The sequence below is a fragment of the Collimonas arenae genome, assembly GCF_000786695.1.
GTDB lineage: Bacteria > Pseudomonadota > Gammaproteobacteria > Burkholderiales > Burkholderiaceae_D > Collimonas > Collimonas arenae_A.
The window spans coordinates 748792-768636 of sequence record NZ_CP009962.1; the positions used below are offsets into that span (position 1 = coordinate 748792).

Sequence of the window (19845 nt, forward strand, 5' to 3'; positions counted from 1 at the left end):
GGCTGCTTAAGCAGTAAGTAAGCGGTAAGCAATCGCCGCAGGCAATTGCGTTTGCCCCCGAGTATTGGCGCGATCAGGCGTTATTTGGCAGTATGCAATTGCATGGTCGCGGCTTCGAATTTACCTTCGCATAATAGCGGAATGATTTTCAGGCTGTCGGCAATTGCTTCTTCAATCGGGATTTGCTCATCCTTGCGCGGCCGGTGCAATACGAAATCGGCAACCACCTGCTGCAGGTTGAGTGTACGCGGATGGCCGATGCCTAGCCGCAGACGCCAGTAATCCTGAGTGCCAAGCGCCGCGGTAATGTCTTTCAAACCATTGTGGCCACCGGATGAGCCGCCTTTTTTCAGCTTGGCGCTGCCTGGCGGCAGATCCAGTTCATCGTGCACCACCAAGATTTCTTCCGCTGCTATCTTGTAGAAACGCGCGATGCCGCCGACCGACTGGCCGGAGCGGTTCATGAAGGTTTGCGGTTCCAGCAGCCAGACTTCCTGGCCGGCGATGCTGGTCTTGGCGACAAACGCATTGAAGCGGGCTTCGCGCGCCAGGTTGCGGCCAAGCTGGTTGGCCAGGTTGTCGACCAGCCAGAAACCGGCGTTGTGGCGCGTTTGTTCATATTCCGGACCGGGATTGCCGAGGCCAACGATGAGGCGGATGGACATGTTTTCTTGATTTTCGTATGAATAGCGTGCGCAAATTATAGAAGATGTGCGTGGCCAACAATAAAAAACCCGCCACGAGGGCGGGTTTTCAGCCAGAAAAATACCCTGGCAGAGATACAGCGACTATTACTTCTTGTCAGCAGCAGGAGCGGCTGGCGTAGCAGCGGCTGGAGCAGCAGCTGCTTCGGCTTCAGCTTCAACCTTGCCAGCTGGGATCGATGCAGTAGCGACAGTCAGGTTTTCTTGCGACACAGCCGAAACGCCCTTAGGCAATTTCAGATCGGCCAAGTGGATCGAGTGGCCGACTTCGATGTTGGTCAGGTCGACTTCAACGAACTCTGGCAGATCTGCTGGCAAACAAGTGATTTCCAGTTCAGCCAGAACGTGGCTGATGATGGCGCCGTGCAATTTCACTGCAGGAGCGATTTCTGCATTGATGAAATGCAGAGGCACTTTAACGTGAATTGCTTGTTTAGCGTCAACGCGTTGGAAGTCAGCGTGCAGGACCAGTTGTTTGTATGCGTGGACTTGGAAGTCGCGCAGCAAAACTTTCTGTACCTTGCCGTCGATTTCGAGGTCGAGGATCGAGGAATGGAAAGTTTCTTTTTTCAGCGCGTGGTACAGCGCATTGTGGTCCAGCGAGATATTGACCGGCGCGTCGGAACCACCATAAACGATACCTGGGGTTTGGCCAGCATTGCGCAGGCGGCGGCTCGCTCCGGTCCCCTGCTCTTTGCGTACAAATGCGATTACTTTCATTTTGAAGCTCCAATGTGTGCCGGATTGAAGTCCGGCGGTAAAAACCTTCCGCGACCAGAAGGTTTTGTTAAACCTGCCAGGTCAGACCCGGCAGGGAAATTCTTTATTCGGCAAACAGCGACATGACTGAGTCGCCCTTGGTAATGCGCTTAAAGGTCTCAGCCAGCAATTCCGCGCATGACAACTGGCGGATCTTGCCACAGGCCTTGGCTTCCGCCGACAGCGGAATGGTGTCGACGACCACCAGTTCGTCCAGCGGCGAATTGACTATGCGCTCAAGGGCAGGGCCGGACAGCACAGGGTGTGTACAGTAAGCGACCACTTTCTTGGCGCCGCGCTCTTTCAATACTTCGGCTGCCTTGGTCAGGGTGCCTGCGGTATCGACCATGTCATCCATGATCACGCAGTTGCGGCCTTCGACTTCACCGATGATGTTCATGACTTCCGACACGTTCGCCTTCGGACGGCGCTTGTCTATGATCGCCAGGTCGCAGTTCAGGCGTTTTGCCAAAGCGCGGGCGCGAACCACACCGCCGACGTCCGGCGATACGACCAGCAGGTCGTCGTAGTTCTTGCTTACCAGGTCGCCCAGCAAAATTGGCGATGCGTAGATGTTATCTACCGGAATATCGAAGAAACCTTGAATCTGGTCAGCGTGCAAGTCCATGATCAGGACCCGTTCAACACCGGCTTCCTGCAGCATGTTGGCGACGACCTTGGCCGAAATCGCAACCCGCGCCGAACGTGGGCGGCGGTCTTGCCTGGCGTAGCCGTAGTAAGGAATCGCTGCGGTAATGCGGCCGGCAGAGGCGCGCTTCAGGGCATCGACCATCAGCATGATTTCCATCAGGTTGTCATTGGTCGGTGCGCAAGTCGATTGCAGCACGAACACATCCTTGCCGCGTACGTTCTCGTTAATCTCGACCATGACTTCGCCGTCGGAGAATTTGGTAACGTTGGCTTTGCCTAGCGGGATGCCGAGTTGCTTGGCAACTCCAATAGCTAGTTCCGGGTTTGCGTTGCCGGTAAAAACCATCAGGTTTTCGTTTGCCATGGAGTTTCCTGGATACTGTCGTTAAAAAGTTGAAAAGCCGACAATGCCAGACTGATGGAGTCTTGCGTTGGCGGCTTATGTGTTCGCTGTGTGCAGTTGTTGTATTTCTGATGCGGCCAATGTTTCTGCCGCGATAAGACTAGTTACTGCAGGACATTATTGTCCGAATTTAATGGCAGGGGAAGAAGGATTCGAACCTTCGAATGCTGGAATCAAAATCCAGTGCCTTAACCAGCTTGGCGATTCCCCTACGCAACTTGTTGTCTATCATAAATCCGCGCTACACCGTATGCTGCGCTTGAATCTGATGCTAAACCGAATTCTGTACAACTAACTTTCTATAACAATCCAGCGAGCGGATGTTCCTGCATCGCTTTGGCTTTCCATGCTTTCCACTGGCTTGGCACTGATTTCAGTGCTGCGTCAGCTTGGTGTTCTTCGGTAAACGCACAAAAAACACAAGCACCTGATCCGGTCATCCTGGCATCTCCGTAATTGCCGAGCCATTTGATGGCTTCTGCAACTTCCGGGAACTGCTTTACTGCCACGGCTTCCAGATCGTTTTTTCCGAAGAGTTTTTTAGTACCTATCGAAAAGTCCGTCATTTTGACGGGTTTCGTACTCCTTGTCAATTCCGAAGATGAAAAAATTATTTCAGTTGGAATTGTTACGCCGGGCTGAATTATAACGAACCATAGCCTGGGGGTGTCAAGCTTTTGTAGCGATTCTCCGATTCCTTCTGCAAATGCATTTCGGCCAAACAGGAAAAACGGGACATCGGCGCCTAATTGCAAGCCCAAAGCCATCAATTCCTCACGTGACAGGCCGCCTTGCCACAGATGATTAAGTGCCATCAGCGTAGTGGCGGCATCGGAAGAACCGCCACCCAGGCCGCCACCCATCGGCAGGTTTTTTTCGATGCCGATATTCGCACCCAACGGTTTGTACGCCGATCCGGCAACCACGCTGCTTTTTGCCCGGATCGCCGTCTGCAATAATCTGGCGGCACGGACGACCAAATCGCTCTGTTCCGGCACGCCGGGAATGTCGGTGCTGCGCCGGATCAGGTCGTCATCGCGCACTTCGAAGTGCAGCAAGTCGTTGAAATCGACCAGCTGGAACACGGTTTGCAGAAGGTGATAACCATCTGCCCGCCGTCCGGTGACGTGTAAGAATAAATTCAGCTTGGCTGGCGCAGGACAGTTGTTCAGCGTACGGGGCATGGCAAATTCAATGTATTCAGTGTGATTGGCGATCGCTGATGACGATGCGGATCGCAACGTCGCCAGCCTGGGTGGTATTGCGCGCCAGGTCTATCCGCTTCGGATAGCTGTCGGCGGCATTGTCCGGGTTTTGCCAGTTGCTGTATTGGATCAGCCATTTATCGGCGGTAGTCACGCTGAAACTATCATCGGTGGCAGGCGTCGCGGTAAAGCGCTGGCCGGCAGCGTTCTGGCCGAAGCCTTGCAGCCAATCGCGCAAACCGGCAATCGGCAGTGGCCAACCCAAGGCTTGCACCGTCAAGGCATCGACATCGCTGGCGATGCGCGGCGGCTTGCCGGCTTGCTTCAGAGTGGCCTGGTCGGCGTCGATATTGATGGTGGCGAGCGTTTGCCCCAGTGGCGACAGCAAGGTGATCGCTGTTTCCTGCTTGCTTTGGGACCAGGTGAAGCTGCCGTACACCGCTTGCTCCTTGCCGTCCTGCTGATAGCGCAGGGACAGCCGGCCGCTGACATCGATGGCTTGATGATATTGGCGCGCAGCGCTGCCGGCGGTGCTGGCCGTTGTGGTGGTAGAGGGCGCTTGCGGCAGGACGCTGCAACCGCTCAATGCAATGGCGGCCAGTGCGACGGCCGCAAGGCTGGCGCCGCGCAATGCCGGCAGAGTCGACAGAATCGGCAGCAACGGCCATGAAGTCTTGCTGATGTTTCGCATCATAGTGTTGCGCGCAGTCTTGCCAGAGTGCTTTTCAATGCATCGTTTTGCGGATCTTTCTGGTGCACTTCACGCCACAGTTTCTGGGCATCGGTTTTTTGTCCCTTGACCCACAGCACTTCACCCAGGTGTACCGCGATTTCCGGATCGGGCAACAAGCTATAGGCAGTGCGCAACCGCGTTTCGGCTTCATCCAGATTGCCCATGCGGTACTGTATCCAGCCCATGCTATCGACAATGAATGGATCTTGCGGCGCCAGCGACAGCGCTTTCTGGATCAGGCTCAGCGCTTCCGGCAAACGGATATTGCGCTCGGCCAGCGAATAGCCAAGTGCGTTATACGCCTGCTGATTTTCCGGCGCTATTGCAATCAGTTTGCGCAAAGCGGTTTCCATCGCGGTCAGGTTGTCGAGTTTTTCCGCCGCCATCGCATAGTCGTACAACAGGTCTGCATTGTCGGGTTGCGCCTTGAGCGCGGTTTCCAGCACCTTGAAGGCTTCTTGCGGACGGTTGGCTTCGCGCAGCAATTGTGCTTCGACCTGGGTGACTTGCGTCTTTTCACGTTCGCCGTTGGTCTCGATTTCCGCCAGCACCCGGCGCGCGCCGTCCAGGTCGCCGCGTTTGGACAGCAATTGCGCCCGGCGTAGCTGGGCATCCAGGTAGGCATCGCCCGGCTCGACTTGCGCCAGCCATTTCAAGGCGGTGTCGGTGTCATTCCGGTCTGACGCAATTTGCGCCAGGATCAGCAAAGCCTGGGTACTGTCGCGCGACTCGTCGGGATGTTTGCTCAACTGATCGAGATAGCCGGTCAGGTAACGTTCGGCAGCAAAGCTGTCGCCGATCTGTGCATTCAGCAAGCCTAGCGCCAGCAAAGTGGTGACGTCTTGCTTGTCGTTTTTCAGCAGAATCTCAAACTGGCTGCGGGCTTTCTCGTATTGCTTTTGATCGATCAATGTGCGCGCATAAGCCACTCGCACTTCGCGCGAGCCGGGGTATTTTTTGAGGAAATCGGTCAGGATGCGTTCGACTTCCGTATTATCTGACGCGACTTGCGCACTGGTCAGGATTGCCAATTCGGAATCGGGCTTGAGATTCAACGCAATGTGCGCTTCTTCCTGAGCACGCATGGTATTGCCGATGCTGAAGGCTTCCTGCGCCAGCGCCAGATGTGCTTCAGACATCGCGGTATAGGGGGTTACCAGTTGTTCCAGCAGCGTGAAAGCGCCGGCCTTGTCTTGTGCTCGCGCCAGCAAGCGCTGGATTTGCAGCATCATGACGCCGCGCGCCTGCGGCGGTGCATCTTGCAGGCGCTTTTCCAGGATCGGCTTGGCTTCGGCCAGATTGTTGCTGAGCATGATGAAGCCGAGATAATACTGGGTCGCTTCTTCAGAATCGGGCGCCAGTTCGCGCCACAGCCGGATCGCCACCAGGGCTTCGCTGGCCTGCTTAGCGCTCAGCGCCATTTCGGCAGCGCGTCGCGCCAGGCGCGGGTCGCGCGTTTGTTGCGCAGCGCCGAGCAAAGTTACATACGCAGATTGCCAGTTTCCACGCTGAAAAGCGATTTCCGAACTAAGCACCTTGAACAGGATTTCCTTGGTGAGCGGCACCGCCGGCAAATGTTCTTCCGGCGGCTTGACCGGCATCGCCCGGGTCGCCAGCTTACGTGTTTTGAGCGGATCAGGACTGGCAGCCGTTGCAGTTGCATGCGGATCGGCAGGCGTGGCGCCAGTGGCCGCCGCTGAATCTTTGGCATCGTTGTTGCTTGGGGTAACACCGGCGCAAGCCGACAGCAGGGTAGAGAGCGTTACAATGGCAAGGGCTTTTTTCAAGGGACATATCCTAGCTTGTCAGCATTCGAGATCTGAATTTCAGAAGTAATCTTGATTTTACGCCCAACCAGAGAGCAACGCGTAGCGGCGCTCGCGTGTTTTTGTTTCAAAAAATGTATCGCAGCGTGCTGCATTTCCTGTCCTGTTTAATGTAAACGCTTATTACGTACTTTATTGCGCACTTATTTATTGCTTTATCAGATCCGTCGGGGGCCGAGTAGTTCGCGACAGAATTTGTCAGTTACTGCTAAACCCCGTCTCTGAAAATAACGACTTATGCCAGAATTACCTGAAGTAGAAGTAACCCGCCGCGGCGTTGCGCCACATCTCGATGGCCGTGTGGTCACTGCCGTGACCTTCCGTCACAGTGGTTTGCGTTGGCCGTTTCCGCAAGATTTGCCGGCACTGCTGATCGGCCGCGCGGTGCGCCGCGTTGAGCGTCGCGGCAAGTATCTGCTGCTGCGTTTCGATCATGGGACCGTGCTGATCCATTTGGGGATGTCCGGTCATCTGCGGATCCTGACGCTTGGTACTGCGCCGCAAAAGCACGATCATTTCGATCTTGTGGTCGGTCAGCAATTGCTGCGCCTGACCGATCCGCGCCGTTTCGGCGCCGTATTGTGGCATGACGATGCAGATGGCCCGGTGGAGCAGCACGTACTGCTGGCTGGTCTCGGGCTGGAGCCGCTGGAACAAGTGTTTTCGGCGCAGATTCTTTACCAGCAGACGCGCAACCGCAGCGCGCCAGTCAAGCAGGTGCTGCTGGCGGGCGATATCGTGGTCGGGGTCGGCAATATCTATGCATCCGAGAGCCTGTTCCGCGCCGGCATCAATCCGAAAACGCCGGCCAATCGCATCAGTCTGGCGCGTTATGAACGGCTGGTTGATGCCATTCGCATAATTTTAGCGACGGCAATTGAGAAGGGCGGCAGCACTTTGCGCGATTTTATTGGTGCTGATGGCCAATCTGGGTACTTCCAGCAGACTTATTTCGTCTATGATCGTGCTGGGTTGCCATGCAGAAATTGTGGAACGTTGATTACGCAGATCAAGCAAGGCCAGCGGTCAACGTTTTATTGCAAGAAATGTCAGAAGTAAAGTTGCAAACCAAGCTGCACAAGCAGGTAGAGAAAAGATTTTTAGAAATAGCACGTGAAGCTATTAAAAATATCAGAAACAAATATCAGAAACGATAGGCGAGAGAGATAGTGAGCAATCTAGTCCAGAAATTCCAGGAATACAGTGAGTGGCGTACCGGGGTAGCAGGCGCACTGCGGCGTTACCAGACTTGGGCGAGCGCATCGAAATTGTCGGATATCGCCAGCGAGCAGCGTATCGCGCGCGCGCTGGCGCGGCTGACCGACGATAAATTGTCGATCGCCTTCGTGGCGGAATTTTCGCGCGGCAAATCAGAGCTGATCAATGCGATCTTCTTTGCTGACTACGGCCAGCGCATCCTGCCGTCGGCCGCCGGACGCACCACCATGTGTCCGACCGAGCTGCTGTACGATGCCTCGTTTCCATCCTGTATCCGGCTGCTGCCGATAGAAACCCGCGCCGAATCGCAATCAACCAGCGATTACAAGGGTGCACATCATGTGTGGACGGTGCTGCCGCTGGATATCTCCTCTACCGATGGCATGCTGGAAGCATTCAAGCAGGTCAGCCTGACCAAATGGGTGCCGGTGGAAGAGGCGAAACTGTACGGTTTGTACGATGAAGACGATCCGGATGCCGCGGTCGCAATCGATGTTCTGGGCCGGGTCGAAATTTCCCAGTGGCGGCACGCCATCATCAACTTCCCGCATCCCTTGCTGAAAGAGGGACTGGTGATTATCGATACGCCGGGACTGAACGCGATCGGCACTGAACCGGAACTGACCCTTAACCTGATTCCCAACGCCCATGCAGTGCTGTTTATCCTGGCGGCCGACACTGGCGTCACCAAGAGCGACATCGACGTCTGGCGTCACCATATCGGTAGCGGCGCCGGCCGCATGGTGGTGTTGAACAAGATCGATAGCATGTGGGACGAGTTGCGTTCACCGTTCGAAGTCGAGCAGCAGATCAGCAGGCAAGTATCGAGCGTGGCGCATACCTTGGGATTATCGGAGGCGCAGGTCTATCCGGTCTCGGCGCAGAAAGGATTGGTCGGCAAGATCAATGGCGAGCCGGACCTGTTGCGCAGAAGCCGCTTGCCGGCGCTGGAAAATGCCCTGTCGCACGAATTGATTCCAGCCAAGCGCGACATCATCCGCTCGCAACTGATCGCTGATATCCAAGACTTGACCGTTACCAAGCAAGCCTTGATGTCAGCGCATATCCGCAGCGTGGTGGAGCAGTTGCTGGAACTGAAAAGCCTGCGCGGCAAGAATACTTCCATCATCAGCCACATGATGAAGCGTATCGATATCGAGAAAAAGGAATTCGACGAGAGCCTGCTGAAATTGCAGGGCACGCGCACGGTATTTGCGCGTCTCTCGGCCGGCGTTTTCACGACGCTGGGCATGGGTTTGCTGAAAGACGAAATCCGCAAGGCGCGGGAAACCATGGAAGGCAGCATGTTTACGGCCGGCTTCCGTCACGCGGTGAAGGAATTTTTCGACAAGTCGCAGGAAAACCTGATGCTGTCCGGTCAGAAAACCGATGAAATCTCGGAAATGATGACTATCATGTACCGCAAGTTCTCGACCGAACACGGTTTGGCCTTGTCGACGCCGATGCCGTTTTCTCTGGATAAGTATCGCAAGGAAATAAGCGTTATCGAAGCCGCCTACCATCGCCAGTTCGGCACGGTCACCCTGGTGAAAACCAGCCAGGTGGTGCTGATGCAGAAATTCTTCGATTCGATCGCCTCGCGCGTCAAGCAGAGCTTTCTGCAAGCCAATCGGGACGTCGACGCTTGGCTCAAGGTGGTGATGGCGCCGCTGGAAGAGCAGATCCGCGCCCATAAATCGCAGCTCAAGCAGCGGACCGATTCGATTGAACGGGTGCACGTTGCGATTGACAGCCTGGAAGAGAAAATCCAGTCGGTGGAAATGCTGCAGAAAGAACTGACTGCGCAAAGAAATACTTTGATGACGTTGGAGAATGATTTGAGAGGTGCGCTTGGAAACGAGTTGTCGACGATGAAAGTTGCGGTATAAATGAAACGCGTAGTAAACAGCAGTAGTCTCGCATCGGCAAACAAGCAGGCAGCCGATGCATTTGCCGACCCGTCTTTTTCCGCTGCGGTGATTGCATGGCAGAAGCAGCATGGCCGCCACGCTTTGCCATGGCAGCAAACGCGTGACGCCTATCGCGTCTGGCTGTCGGAAATCATGCTGCAGCAAACGCAGGTGGCGGCGGTAATTCCCTACTACCAAAAGTTTTTGTCCAGTTTCCCCGATGTGCATGCTCTTGCTGCAGCGCCCAGCGAGGCGGTAATGGCGCATTGGAGCGGCCTGGGCTATTACACCAGGGCGCGCAACCTGCATCGCTGCGCGCAAAGAGTGGTCGCTGAATACGGTGGCGTATTTCCGCACGATCCGGAGTTGTTGCAGGACTTGCCCGGCATTGGCCGTTCCACCGCCGCCGCCATCGCCGCCTTTTCCTATGGCGTGCAGGCAGCGATCCTGGACGGCAACGTCAAGCGCGTATTTGCCAGGGTTTTCGGCATCGAAGGTTATCCAGGCAGCAAACCGATCGAGGATGCAATGTGGCAGCGCGCGGTAGCGTTGCTGCCGGAGCAGGGCGTGGAGTCGTACACTCAGGGCCTGATGGATTTAGGCGCGACCCTTTGCACACGCAGCAGTCCGTCCTGCCAGACTTGTCCGCTGGCCAGGCGCTGCGTTGCGTTGGCCACCGACCGGGTAGGTGAGCTGCCGGTGCGCAAGCCGAAGAAAGCCATCCCGGAAAAACACACCGGCATGCTGGTGATCGTAGACCGGCACCAGGTATTGCTGGAACAGCGCCCTGACAGCGGCATCTGGGGAGGCTTGTTGTCACTACCGGAGATTTCTCCGGAAGCTGATTTCGACACAGCTCTAAGCCGCGCCACGGCAGCCTTCGGCACGGTCGCATCATGCGAGCCGTTGCAGCCCTTCACCCACGTGTTTACTCATTTCAAACTGCAGATATCGCCGTTCCAGATTAGTCTTGCAGACAGATTGGATGGCATTGCTCAAGCCAATTATGTTTGGTATCCAGCTGGAAAATTGATAGATGCGCCGCTGCCTGCGCCGGTCAAGAAATTGCTATTGGAAGTTTTCCGCGAAGCAGATTTGTTTGCTTAAACAGATTCTGATGCTAAGTTAAACGCGTATGAGTAAAAGGTACAAAGCTGTGATTTTTTGACGTTGACGTTGACGTTGACGTTGATTTTGATTTTGATTTTGACGTGTTCCGCATTGAGAACTTGCCAAAAGAGGCGCGTACCTGTCGGGAATTGTGAGACACATGTCTGAGCGTAGCGAGTTTGTGTCTCACCCGACTGGTACACGCCTCTTTTGGGGACCTGACCGAAGGGAAGGCAAGGGCTTTGCGGTCGCCTTTTCTTTGCTTACTTTCTTTTGGCCGGGCCGCGCAGGCAAGCAAAAGAAAGTGAGTAGCTGCCGGGCTACCCCCGGCTTGTATCCACGAAGCAGAAAACGTTTTAAGTAACGACGAACACATATTTGAACGCACACGGATATTCTCCGTGGCCCGTTAAATAGGGTCGGAGTAATTTTCGGCGATAGAGCTGCCGAAAAAAACTCCGACCCTATTTAACTACGCTTGTGGTGGCACGGAATTTCTGGATCTAAATGATGTTGTGCTGCAGAAGATATTGATGAACGATACCCAGCCGTTCGCGACCATCGGTCAGCTCCAGCAATTTCTGCCGCGCCTTCAAGGGAATCGGCAAGATCTCACACCAGCGATTGGCAACCCATCCCGGGTTGTCAAATCGTACCGGCAGCGAGAACGGGCTGGCGTAATCCACGCCATGTGCGGCCCGGCCCTTTTTGTTGATATCATCGATCACCACCTTCAAGGTGCTGGCACATTGCAAATGCACCGCATCGGGGCCAGTCGTCGGATCTTCATCGATCAACTCAATCTGCGCTTCCAGCCGCTGATCCTTCAACACCCGCTGCTGCAAAATCCGAAACCGCTGGCGACCTTCGGTGCGCAACATCATTACTCCCAGATCCTGCATGTCCCATTCGATGATCTGTGCCAGGCAGCCAACGCTTTCCGGCTCCGCGGCATTACCTACTTCCTGTCCGGATTTAATCAAAACGACGCCAAACTGCTGTTCGATCTTCATGCAATCCCGCAGCATGTCGAGGTAACGCGTTTCAAATACCTTGAGCGGCAACACGCCCCCCGGAAACAAGACGGTATTCAGAGGAAACAAGGGAATCCAGGGATTATTTTCGTGCATGGAAAGAGAGCGTGAACGACGGATAAATTGAGCAGCGTCGCAGGTTAGTGCTCGCCGGCGCGCTTGGCCAGTTCGCGATGGCGACGTACTACGCGCTCGGAGACCTGGAAGTATTCCGCCAACTGCTCGACCATGTATACCGAACGATGCTGGCCGCCGGTGCAGCCGATTGCCACCGTCAGATAGCTGCGATTATCGTTCTTGAACTCAGGCAGCCATTTTTCGACAAAATTGCGAATGTCGCTCAACAGGTCGGTGACCCGGGGCAGGTCTTCCAGAAAAGCGATTACGGGCTGATCGCGCCCGGTCAGCGGCCGCAATTTCACGTCGTAATGGGGATTTGGCAGCATCCGCACATCGAATACCAGATCGGCATCCAGCGGCACGCCGCGCTTGAACGCGAACGATTCGAACAGCAAGGTCAACGGCGCCGGTTCGGTGTCGACCAGCTCCTTGATCCAGCTGCGCAAACGGTTGGCGCTCATGTCGGAGGTGTCGATGGTATGGCCGATACTCTCGATTTCGACCAGCATCTCACGCTCGATCTGGATACACTCGGTCAAGGTCAGGCGGTCGCTCGGATTTTGGCCGGGCCGCAACCGATGCGATAGCGGATGGCTGCGGCGGGTCTCGGAAAAACGTGCGATCAGGGATTCGGTCTGCGCCGTCAGGAAAAACACCTTGACGTCGTGTCCTTCGGCGCGCAATTGCTGGATATCGCTCGGCAGGCCAGCCAACGAATCCGCACTACGGGCATCGGTGGCGACGGCGAGCATTTGCGCACCTTCATGCTGGCGGGTGGCGACCAAATCGCGCAGCAGCACTGGCGGCAGGTTGTCGACGCAAAAATAACCCGCATCTTCGAGTACCCGAAGAGCGACCGATTTGCCGGAGCCGGAAATTCCAGTAATAAGAATAATGCGCATTGGAGAATGATACCGTAAGTCGGGGTTTATGCCGTCAGGCCACAGGGAACATCGAAATTGGAAGCGGGCAGAAATAGAACAGATAATCCTGCTCGTCGAAAAAGCGCACTTGAGGAGTACGCTTTTGCCCAATTTTCCGCCACGTATTCTATATGGCACTGACGCCAAATTGGGCCAGATCCGATTGTGGTTTTGTAACGTTATGTGCCCGTCATGCGGACGTTCAAAGATCGCTGTCGCTATCCATCGCAATCCGTTGCCGGGCGATGAAATCCTTGAGCGTATCGATGCCGCGCAATTGCAGGATCGTATTACGCACCGCCGCTTCCAGCAGCACCGCGATGTTGCGGCCGGCGGCCACAGGGATGATGACCTTGCGGATTGCCAGCCCCAGTACTTCTTGCGTGTGGGCGTCGAGCGGCAAGCGCTCGTAGTTTTCTTCCAGCGTCGCGCGACGCACCAGATGGACGATCAGCTTGAGCCGCATTTTGCGGCGTACCGCGGTTTCGCCAAAGATGGTTTTGATATCGAGCAGACCCAGGCCGCGCACTTCCAGCAGGTTTTGCAGCAGATGCGGACAGCGTCCTTCGATCATGTTCGGTGCGATGCGTGCGAATTCGACCGCATCGTCAGCCACCAGCCCATGGCTGCGCGAAATCAATTCCAGGCCCAGCTCGCTTTTGCCGAGGCCTGATTCGCCAGTAATTAATACGCCGACTCCAAGCACATCCATGAACACGCCGTGCATGGTGATGCGCTGGGCCAGTTTTTTCGACAAATATACGCGCAGATAATCAATCACCTGTGCTGCGGGCAGCGGCGTTGAAAATAGCGGGATATTTTTTTCGTCGCAAATTTCCAGGATATCTGGCGGCGTCGCCAGCCCTTGCGCGATGATGAATGCCGGCGGTGCGCCCGCCACCAGTTCCGCGGTCTGATAGACGCGGGAGGTAGCTGAAAGGCGTTGGTAGTATTCGGTTTCCTGGTGGCCGAAGACCTGGATGCGGCCCGGATGGATCAGGTTCAAGTGACCGACCTGGTCGGCGGCTGAAGCCGCGTCGCCGGAAATCAGGCGCTCGCCGCCGGGAAAGCCGGCAAACCAGCCTAGTTGCAGCGACTCGCGGTTTTCGTCATACAGTTGCTGAATCGATAGAGGCGTGGAAGCGGGCATGATTGGCGTCTGACATAGTTACATAGTTAGTTAGGGCAAGATCGCCCGCAGACACCTTTAGGCGCTTCAAAAACCGGTTTACAGCGGTATTTGTGAAGCCCAGATAATAAAACGATGTCCCTATGCCAAATTATGTCGCATTTTCGGTGCCCATGGGCTGCCAGGCGACAATGTGGGCGTGCACGGAGGCCGGATCAGGATCGCTGGCCAGAATTTGGCGGAATGCATCGCTGGAAAACATTTCGGCGATTTCCGACAGGATTTCCAGGTGCTGCTGGGTGACGTTGTCTGGAATCAGCAGGAATACCAGCAGGTTGACCGGTTCGCCATCCGGCGATTCGAACGGGATAGGCTCGGCTAGGCGGACAAACGCCGCCAGCGGCGCTTTCAAGCCCTTGACCCGGCCATGCGGTACGGCGACGCCATGGCCAAGGCCGGTAGAACCCAGGCGCTCGCGTGCAAACAGGTTATCGGAGACAGTAGAGCGGGCAATGCCGCAGTTGTTTTCGAAGAGTAAACCGGCTTGTTCGAAAGCCCGTTTTTTACTGGAGACTTCCAGATCCAGCGCCACATTTTGTGCGGGCAGGATTTTTGCAAGATTAGTCATAATACAAATTGGTTTGCGGTCCAGTATGGATGGTTGTGTCTTAAGAGCCGCCATCGCTGAAAATCTAGCGCTGCATGTCGAAAACATGCCAATTTCGGGACTAGGCTGCGGCTCGTTACTGCTTGGCCGCAGATTCTACTACAACGTCTCCCCGATTTGGCCCAAGTCAGCATTGCTCAGGCTACGGTGCTGATGACACCCTTGAAGCGTCGCCAAGGCGCCGATTCGGTTTCTATTGGCGACACCCAAATCGAATTATAGACTTGATTCCAACCAACAACATCAACTTGCAGCGATGCTTGTCGCGGAATAGTGTGATTTTTTACTTAACTTCGAAGCGTGCGAAGATGAGCCAGACGTCGCCATTGCCTTTGTTCGACGACAGTCGCGGTACATAGGAACCCATCAACTTGGCGCCCTTGACCCCCAGCGATACCACCGGCAAGGCGAGCGGAAACGGGAAGCCGCCGAAATAATCCTGACGGCTCACCAGCATCGCGGTATAGCCGGCGCCGACTTCGACCGGTGTCTTGGGGACGTTCCAGATCCATTCGTAGGCATAGCCGGCCATGATCTGCGGACGCCAGTGGGAGTCGCGGATCGCCAGCAGATACAAGGATTCGTCGTTGCCGTCGGCATTGCGAATGGTGCGGCCGCCACCCAGGCCCCAGGCTTTTTCGTTCAACTCCCGAATTCTTTCTTCGGTATAGGTGTGACGGCCATGATAAGCATATCCAGACAGATAAACCTCCATGTCGCCGTTATCAACGATGTTATCCAGGCGGCTCTTGGTCTGTGTGAGCGTTTTGCTGAACCAGCCGGTGGTATCCGGGGTTTCCTGAGCGTGGGCCGGGGCGCAGATTACAGCGATCGCAGTCATGCCGGAGAAAAATGCGGTCCTTTTGAGGGAGGTAAAACGAGAAAAAATAGTCATAAAAAATAGGGTCCTTTACAGCGAGGTGGTACGGTAGACGCTGAGCCACCACGCGTCAATATCCCCGCTAATTTAATGCGTATTTATCTACATAAGTGCTGTCTTTTTGCTACAAACGTAACGAATTGTGTGTTATTGCCTTGCTTGGCGGCAATTCAATGGCGATTGCCCGGTGGAAAAATTGCTGCGCCATGGATTGATGTCAAGGCCGCCGCGACGGGTATAGCGCGCATATACAGACAGCTTTTGCGGCGCACAGTTGCGCATGACGTCCATAAAAATGCGTTCGACGCACTGTTCATGGAATTCGTTATGGTCGCGGAAGCTGATCAGGTAGCGCAGCAGGCTTTCCTGGTCGATGGCCGGACCGACATAATGGATTTGTACGCTGCCCCAGTCCGGCTGGCCGGTCACCAGGCAATTCGATTTGAGCAGGTGTGATATCAACGTTTCTTCAACGACAACTTGATTCGGATCGGCTTTCAATAGCGACGGATTCGGCTGGTACTCGTTGACTTCAATGTCCAGCCGGTCCAGTAACAAGCCTTGTGGTTCCTGCAGCTTCATGCTTGCAAAGGCGTCTGCCGTGGTCAGCGTCACGTGTACAGGGGCGCCGAAACCTGCCGACAAATCGGTACGCAACAGCTGCAGCAAGGCATCTGTATCTGCCAGTTTGGTTTGATTGAAGGAGTTCAGGTACAGCTTGAACGACTTCGACTCGACGATATTTGGAGAATCGGCCGGTACTGTGAACGTGGCGATGGCTACCTGAGGCTTGCCGCGCGCGTTGAGCCAGGACACCTCGTACGCGTTCCAGATATCGACGCCGAAAAATGGCAAAGTGCCGCTAACGCCTATTTCATCGCGCTTGCCCTGGCGAGCAATCGGGAACAGCAGCGAAGGTTGGTACTGGGTCTGGTAGGCGGCGGGTTTGCCCAACGGCGAAGCGTCGGGTGTATTGGGTATGGTCATGGCTCCTGCTTATACATATGCGTAAAAGCAGTATTTTGCCAGATAAGCATGATGTCCCTGATATTGGCCGTGTAATGCCGGCTATCGGAATCTTGCTGTTCGCTTGCAGCGGTGTGCCGCAAGCGAGTTTGAGCGCTCTAGCCAAGGAACAGCTTATAAACCGGATTCGCGCTTTCATCCCAGTAGCGGTAACCGAGACTGGAAAGGAAGGTGCGGAACGCTTTCATTTCCTTTTTTGGCACCTGCAGGCCGACCAGGATACGGCCGACGTCGCCGCCCTGGCTGCGGTAATGGAACAGACTGATATTCCAGTTAGGCGCCATCGAATTCAAAAAGCGCATCAGCGCGCCCGGGCGTTCCGGGAATTCAAAGCGGTACAGCAATTCGTCCTGCGCCAGCGCGCTCTTGCCGCCAACCAGGTGACGGACGTGGACCTTGGCCAGTTCATCATGGGTCAGGTCGAGCGTGCTGAAGCCGTGTTTTTCGAAATTCCTGGCGATCTGGCTGGCTTCGTCGCGGCCCGAAATCGCCACGCCGACAAACACATGTGCGGTTTTTTCGTCGCTGATGCGGTAGTTGAACTCGGTAACGTTGCGCGGTCCAACCAGCTCGCAGAAGCGGCGGAAGCTACCGCGCTGCTCGGGGATGGTGACTGCGTACACCGCTTCGCGCAGCTGGCCGATATCGGCCATTTCAGCAACGAAGCGCAGGCGGTCGAAATTCATGTTGGCGCCGGAGGCGATGGTGACCAGCGTCTGGTTCTTGATGGCCTTGCGCGTACCCTTGAACCGCTCGACATAGGCCTTGGCGCCGGCTACCGCCAGCGCGCCGGAAGGTTCCAGGATGCTGCGGGTATCCTGGAATACATCCTTGATTGCGGTGCAGACGGCGTCGGTATCGACCAGGATCACTTCGTCCACATACAGGCGCGCCAGGCGGAAAGTTTCTTCGCCGACCAGCTTGACTGCGGTGCCGTCGGCAAACAGGCCGACGTCCGGCAGTGTCACGCGGCGGCCGGCGGCCAAGCTGCGCGCCATGCCGTCGGAATCCGTGGTTTGCACGCCGATGATCTTGATCTCGGGCCGCACTGCTTTGACATAAGCTGCGATGCCGGCAATCAGGCCGCCGCCGCCGATCGGCACGAAGATCGCATGGATCGGCCCGGCATGCTGGCGCAGGATTTCCATGCCTATGGTGCCTTGGCCCGCGATTACGTGCGGATCGTCGAAAGGATGGACAAAAGTCAGCTTGAGCTTCTTTTCCAGTGTCAGCGCGTGGTTGTAGGCGTCGGTATAGGAGTCGCCGAACAGTACGACGTCGCCACCGCGGCCGCGGACCGCATCGACTTTGACTTGCGGCGTGGTGGTAGGCATCACGATCACAGCGCGGCAACCGAGTTTGGCCGCCGACAGCGCCAGTCCCTGGGCGTGGTTGCCGGCCGAAGCGCAAATCACGCCGCGCTTGAGCTGCGCCGGCGTCAGGCTGGCCATTTTGTTGTAGGCGCCACGCAACTTGAAACTGAACACGCTTTGCATATCCTCGCGCTTGAAATAAATCTGGTTTTCAATTCGCTGCGAAAGCGTTGACGCCAGTTCAAGCGGGGTTTCGACCGCGACATCGTAGACGCGGGCGGTGAGGATTTTTTGCAAATAATCTGTAGTCATGTCGTTAGTCAGTAGCGGTCCGGTAGCATTTTGAACGTGATCGGCAACAGGATCAGGCGGAGGGAAACAGCCGGTCATTATAATGGAGGGCTTTTTTAGCGCCACCAGGTTTTTCGGCCACGTCTTATCTTGAGCCGTCGCGCAAGCCGATCTGCCGTATTTATGAATTGTTTTCCATGATCGAATCCGCTGTTTTATGGCTGCTCAAGACGCTGGCTGTGCCTACCGTCGGCCTGACTTCCGTCTTTATCATCAGTTTTGTTGCCGCGACTTTGTTGCCGTTAGGTTCAGAGCCGGCGGTGTTCGCTGTGATCAAGGCCAATGGCGCGCTGTTCTGGCCCGTGATTTTTGTCGCCACCCTGGGCAACACCCTGGGCGGCGTGGTTGATTACTGGATGGGTTACGGCGCCAAGCAAGCCTTTGCGCGCGAGCGTGGCAGCAGCTGGTTCTGCTGGCTGGAGCGCTATGGCGCAAAGACCATGCTGCTGGCCTGGGTGCCTGGTATCGGCGACCCGATTTGTACCCTTGGCGGCTGGCTCAAGCTGCCGTTCTGGCCTTCCGTCATGTATATGGCGATCGGCAAATTTTTGCGCTACATCCTGGTGGTCTGGCTGTTGCTGCATGTGCCGGATGGCTTTTGGCGCGAGGTTGCAAGCTGGCTGGCGTAAGCTGGAAATAAAGCGTGGATTTTTGCGGCGCACTATTATATATTTCCCTGGGTCAACACTAGTTTGCATGCTTCTTTGAAATCGAAAATCTTTCGAGGAGAGAACGCTATGAACAAACTGGACATCAGGGAGATTTGTGAGCGCATCGCAGTGCAAGCGCCGTATTTTGCATTTACAGAATTGCGCGGCGTACCGAATCGGATAGTCCAAGGAACGTTTTCGTCAGAGCAGCCTTTAGGTTTTGAAAATGGCCCCGTTGCCTCCGCAGAAATCGGCCGTCACCTGGCGATTCTGGGTTCATGCGCCGCTGTCGCCTGGCAAGCAGAGCCGCCGGTCTCGCAGATCTATTATCTGGCGACCAAGGCCCGTTACAGTAAACTATATGATGTAGCTCCTCGCGAACCGGGTGCTGTGTTCCAGGCCACGGCGGAAGTCTTACGGCAGGACCGGCGTTCGCTAATTACGCAGGCCACCATTTCGGCTGAAAAGCCGTTTGCCCATCTTCATTGCGAATACCAGGCTTTAACGGAGCCGGTATTCCTGCGCCTGTTCAAGGATTACCGGGTGCCGTCGACGCCGTCTCCCGATCATTCTCCCTATAGACAATCGGTACAGCTTGAGTTTGACGACGCCGTCGGCCATTCCCTTATCGCCCGCAGCAAGGCGCTGGCGCCAGCCCGTTGCGCCGGACATTTTCTCGATTACCCGGCATGGCCGGTCGCCATCATTGTCCATACGGTGGCGCAAACCACCAGCAGGCTGCTGCATCATATCCTCGACAAAGAAGTCAGCTACACCGTTGTCAAGTGCGATCTGTCGGCGCATCAGCTGGTGCCGGCGTCCGAGCCCCTGTCTTTTCATACCAGCTGCATGTCGGCCTCCGCCTATCTGTCGCACTATGTGTTCGAAACCCGCGTGATGCGGCAGAGGGAGATTGTCGCCACGGTACGCACCGAATTGCAGGTGTGAGCCGCGGAAATCCATGATTTGCATTCAAAGAGCACGCAACATCGCCGGCGTAATCAGCAATAAAACCACATAGGGCAGCATGCGCAATGGCCAGGCGCGCTTGCGCAGCAGATGGGAAAGGCCGAAGTAGGGGTTTCTGGTGGATAAGGACACGGGCGTCATGCTGCAACTCCTCAAGAATCGGCTGTTCAGCCTTTGCATTGGCCGTAGTCGGCCAATGTGAGGGCGATACTTTCCATGATTTCGCTGATGATCTGGCTGAACACGAATGCTCCATAATTCTAG

General features: G+C 55.7%; 19 protein-coding genes and 1 tRNA gene. 5 read left to right on the plus strand and 15 right to left on the minus strand.

Annotation, left to right across the window (positions count from 1 at the left end; translation table 11 throughout):
- Window positions 1-80 precede the first annotated feature (80 nt).
- From pth to LT85_RS03345, 7 genes are all read right to left on the minus strand, one after another.
- Window positions 81-665, minus strand: a complete 585-nt coding sequence (pth, locus tag LT85_RS03315; RefSeq protein WP_038485239.1) for an aminoacyl-tRNA hydrolase — start codon at window positions 663-665, stop codon at window positions 81-83.
- Between the two features lie 126 nt (window positions 666-791).
- Window positions 792-1424 (minus strand): 50S ribosomal protein L25/general stress protein Ctc, encoded by a 633-nt coding sequence (locus LT85_RS03320; RefSeq protein WP_038485242.1) that lies wholly within the window; start codon window positions 1422-1424, stop codon window positions 792-794.
- Window positions 1425-1527: 103 nt separating this feature from the next.
- Window positions 1528-2478 (minus strand): ribose-phosphate pyrophosphokinase, encoded by a 951-nt coding sequence (locus LT85_RS03325; RefSeq protein WP_038485244.1) that lies wholly within the window; start codon window positions 2476-2478, stop codon window positions 1528-1530.
- 173 nt (window positions 2479-2651) lie between these two features.
- Window positions 2652-2728, minus strand: a tRNA-Gln gene (locus LT85_RS03330).
- Between the two features lie 88 nt (window positions 2729-2816).
- Window positions 2817-3701, minus strand: a complete 885-nt coding sequence (gene ispE / locus LT85_RS03335; protein ID WP_038485247.1) for a 4-(cytidine 5'-diphospho)-2-C-methyl-D-erythritol kinase — start codon at window positions 3699-3701, stop codon at window positions 2817-2819.
- A 16-nt stretch (window positions 3702-3717) separates the two neighbouring features.
- On the minus strand, window positions 3718-4416 hold the full coding sequence (gene lolB, locus LT85_RS03340) for a lipoprotein insertase outer membrane protein LolB (protein WP_253273656.1): 699 nt from the start codon (window positions 4414-4416) through the stop codon (window positions 3718-3720).
- The gene (locus tag LT85_RS03345; RefSeq protein ID WP_038485250.1) at window positions 4413-6242 is read right to left on the minus strand and encodes a tetratricopeptide repeat protein; all 1830 of its coding nucleotides are present in this window, start codon (window positions 6240-6242) and stop codon (window positions 4413-4415) included. The genes lolB and LT85_RS03345 overlap by 4 nt, the downstream gene beginning before the upstream one ends.
- Window positions 6243-6518: 276 nt before the next feature.
- On the opposite strand from LT85_RS03345, the gene mutM reads away from it, so the two are divergent.
- The 3 genes from mutM to mutY all read left to right on the plus strand — a co-directional run bounded on the left by mutM (window position 6519) and on the right by mutY (window position 10516).
- A complete protein-coding gene (gene mutM, locus LT85_RS03350) occupies window positions 6519-7340 on the plus strand; it encodes a bifunctional DNA-formamidopyrimidine glycosylase/DNA-(apurinic or apyrimidinic site) lyase (protein WP_038485253.1) in 822 nt (273 codons plus the stop codon).
- 110 nt (window positions 7341-7450) lie between these two features.
- Complete coding sequence (locus LT85_RS03355) at window positions 7451-9388, plus strand: dynamin family protein (protein ID WP_038485256.1); 1938 nt, start codon at window positions 7451-7453, stop codon at window positions 9386-9388.
- The gene (gene mutY / locus LT85_RS03360; protein ID WP_038485259.1) at window positions 9389-10516 is read left to right on the plus strand and encodes an A/G-specific adenine glycosylase; all 1128 of its coding nucleotides are present in this window, start codon (window positions 9389-9391) and stop codon (window positions 10514-10516) included.
- Between the two features lie 506 nt (window positions 10517-11022).
- Here the strand turns inward: mutY and LT85_RS03365 are convergent.
- From LT85_RS03365 to ilvA, 7 genes are all read right to left on the minus strand, one after another.
- Window positions 11023-11649: an LON peptidase substrate-binding domain-containing protein gene (locus LT85_RS03365; protein ID WP_038485262.1), complete on the minus strand. Its 627-nt coding sequence runs from the start codon at window positions 11647-11649 to the stop codon at window positions 11023-11025.
- Window positions 11650-11693: 44 nt separating this feature from the next.
- Entirely contained in the window at window positions 11694-12575 is an 882-nt protein-coding gene (gene rapZ, locus LT85_RS03370) for an RNase adapter RapZ (protein WP_038485265.1), read from the minus strand.
- Window positions 12576-12798: 223 nt separating this feature from the next.
- The gene (gene hprK / locus LT85_RS03375; RefSeq protein ID WP_038485268.1) at window positions 12799-13746 is read right to left on the minus strand and encodes an HPr(Ser) kinase/phosphatase; all 948 of its coding nucleotides are present in this window, start codon (window positions 13744-13746) and stop codon (window positions 12799-12801) included.
- A gap of 130 nt (window positions 13747-13876) precedes the next feature.
- Window positions 13877-14353, minus strand: coding sequence for a PTS sugar transporter subunit IIA (locus LT85_RS03380; protein WP_038485271.1), 477 nt, complete (start codon window positions 14351-14353; stop codon window positions 13877-13879).
- Window positions 14354-14675: 322 nt separating this feature from the next.
- Window positions 14676-15287, minus strand: a complete 612-nt coding sequence (locus LT85_RS03385) for a hypothetical protein (RefSeq protein WP_038485275.1) — start codon at window positions 15285-15287, stop codon at window positions 14676-14678.
- Between the two features lie 132 nt (window positions 15288-15419).
- Window positions 15420-16259, minus strand: coding sequence for an NADPH-dependent 7-cyano-7-deazaguanine reductase QueF (gene queF, locus LT85_RS03390; protein WP_038485277.1), 840 nt, complete (start codon window positions 16257-16259; stop codon window positions 15420-15422).
- Window positions 16260-16396: 137 nt separating this feature from the next.
- Entirely contained in the window at window positions 16397-17923 is a 1527-nt protein-coding gene (gene ilvA / locus LT85_RS03395) for a threonine ammonia-lyase, biosynthetic (RefSeq protein WP_038494940.1), read from the minus strand.
- Window positions 17924-18099: 176 nt separating this feature from the next.
- Here ilvA and LT85_RS03400 point away from each other — a divergent pair, with 176 nt between their 5' ends.
- Together LT85_RS03400 and LT85_RS03405 are read left to right on the plus strand one after the other, a co-directional pair.
- On the plus strand, window positions 18100-18591 hold the full coding sequence (locus tag LT85_RS03400) for a YqaA family protein (protein ID WP_038485279.1): 492 nt from the start codon (window positions 18100-18102) through the stop codon (window positions 18589-18591).
- 108 nt (window positions 18592-18699) lie between these two features.
- On the plus strand, window positions 18700-19560 hold the full coding sequence (locus LT85_RS03405) for a hypothetical protein (protein ID WP_038485282.1): 861 nt from the start codon (window positions 18700-18702) through the stop codon (window positions 19558-19560).
- Between the two features lie 24 nt (window positions 19561-19584).
- On the opposite strand, the gene LT85_RS26370 is transcribed toward LT85_RS03405, so the two are convergent.
- Window positions 19585-19722 carry a hypothetical protein gene (locus tag LT85_RS26370; protein WP_156117417.1) on the minus strand — a complete coding sequence of 46 codons (138 nt, stop codon included), beginning with the start codon at window positions 19720-19722 and terminating at the stop codon, window positions 19585-19587.
- Window positions 19723-19845 lie beyond the last annotated feature (123 nt).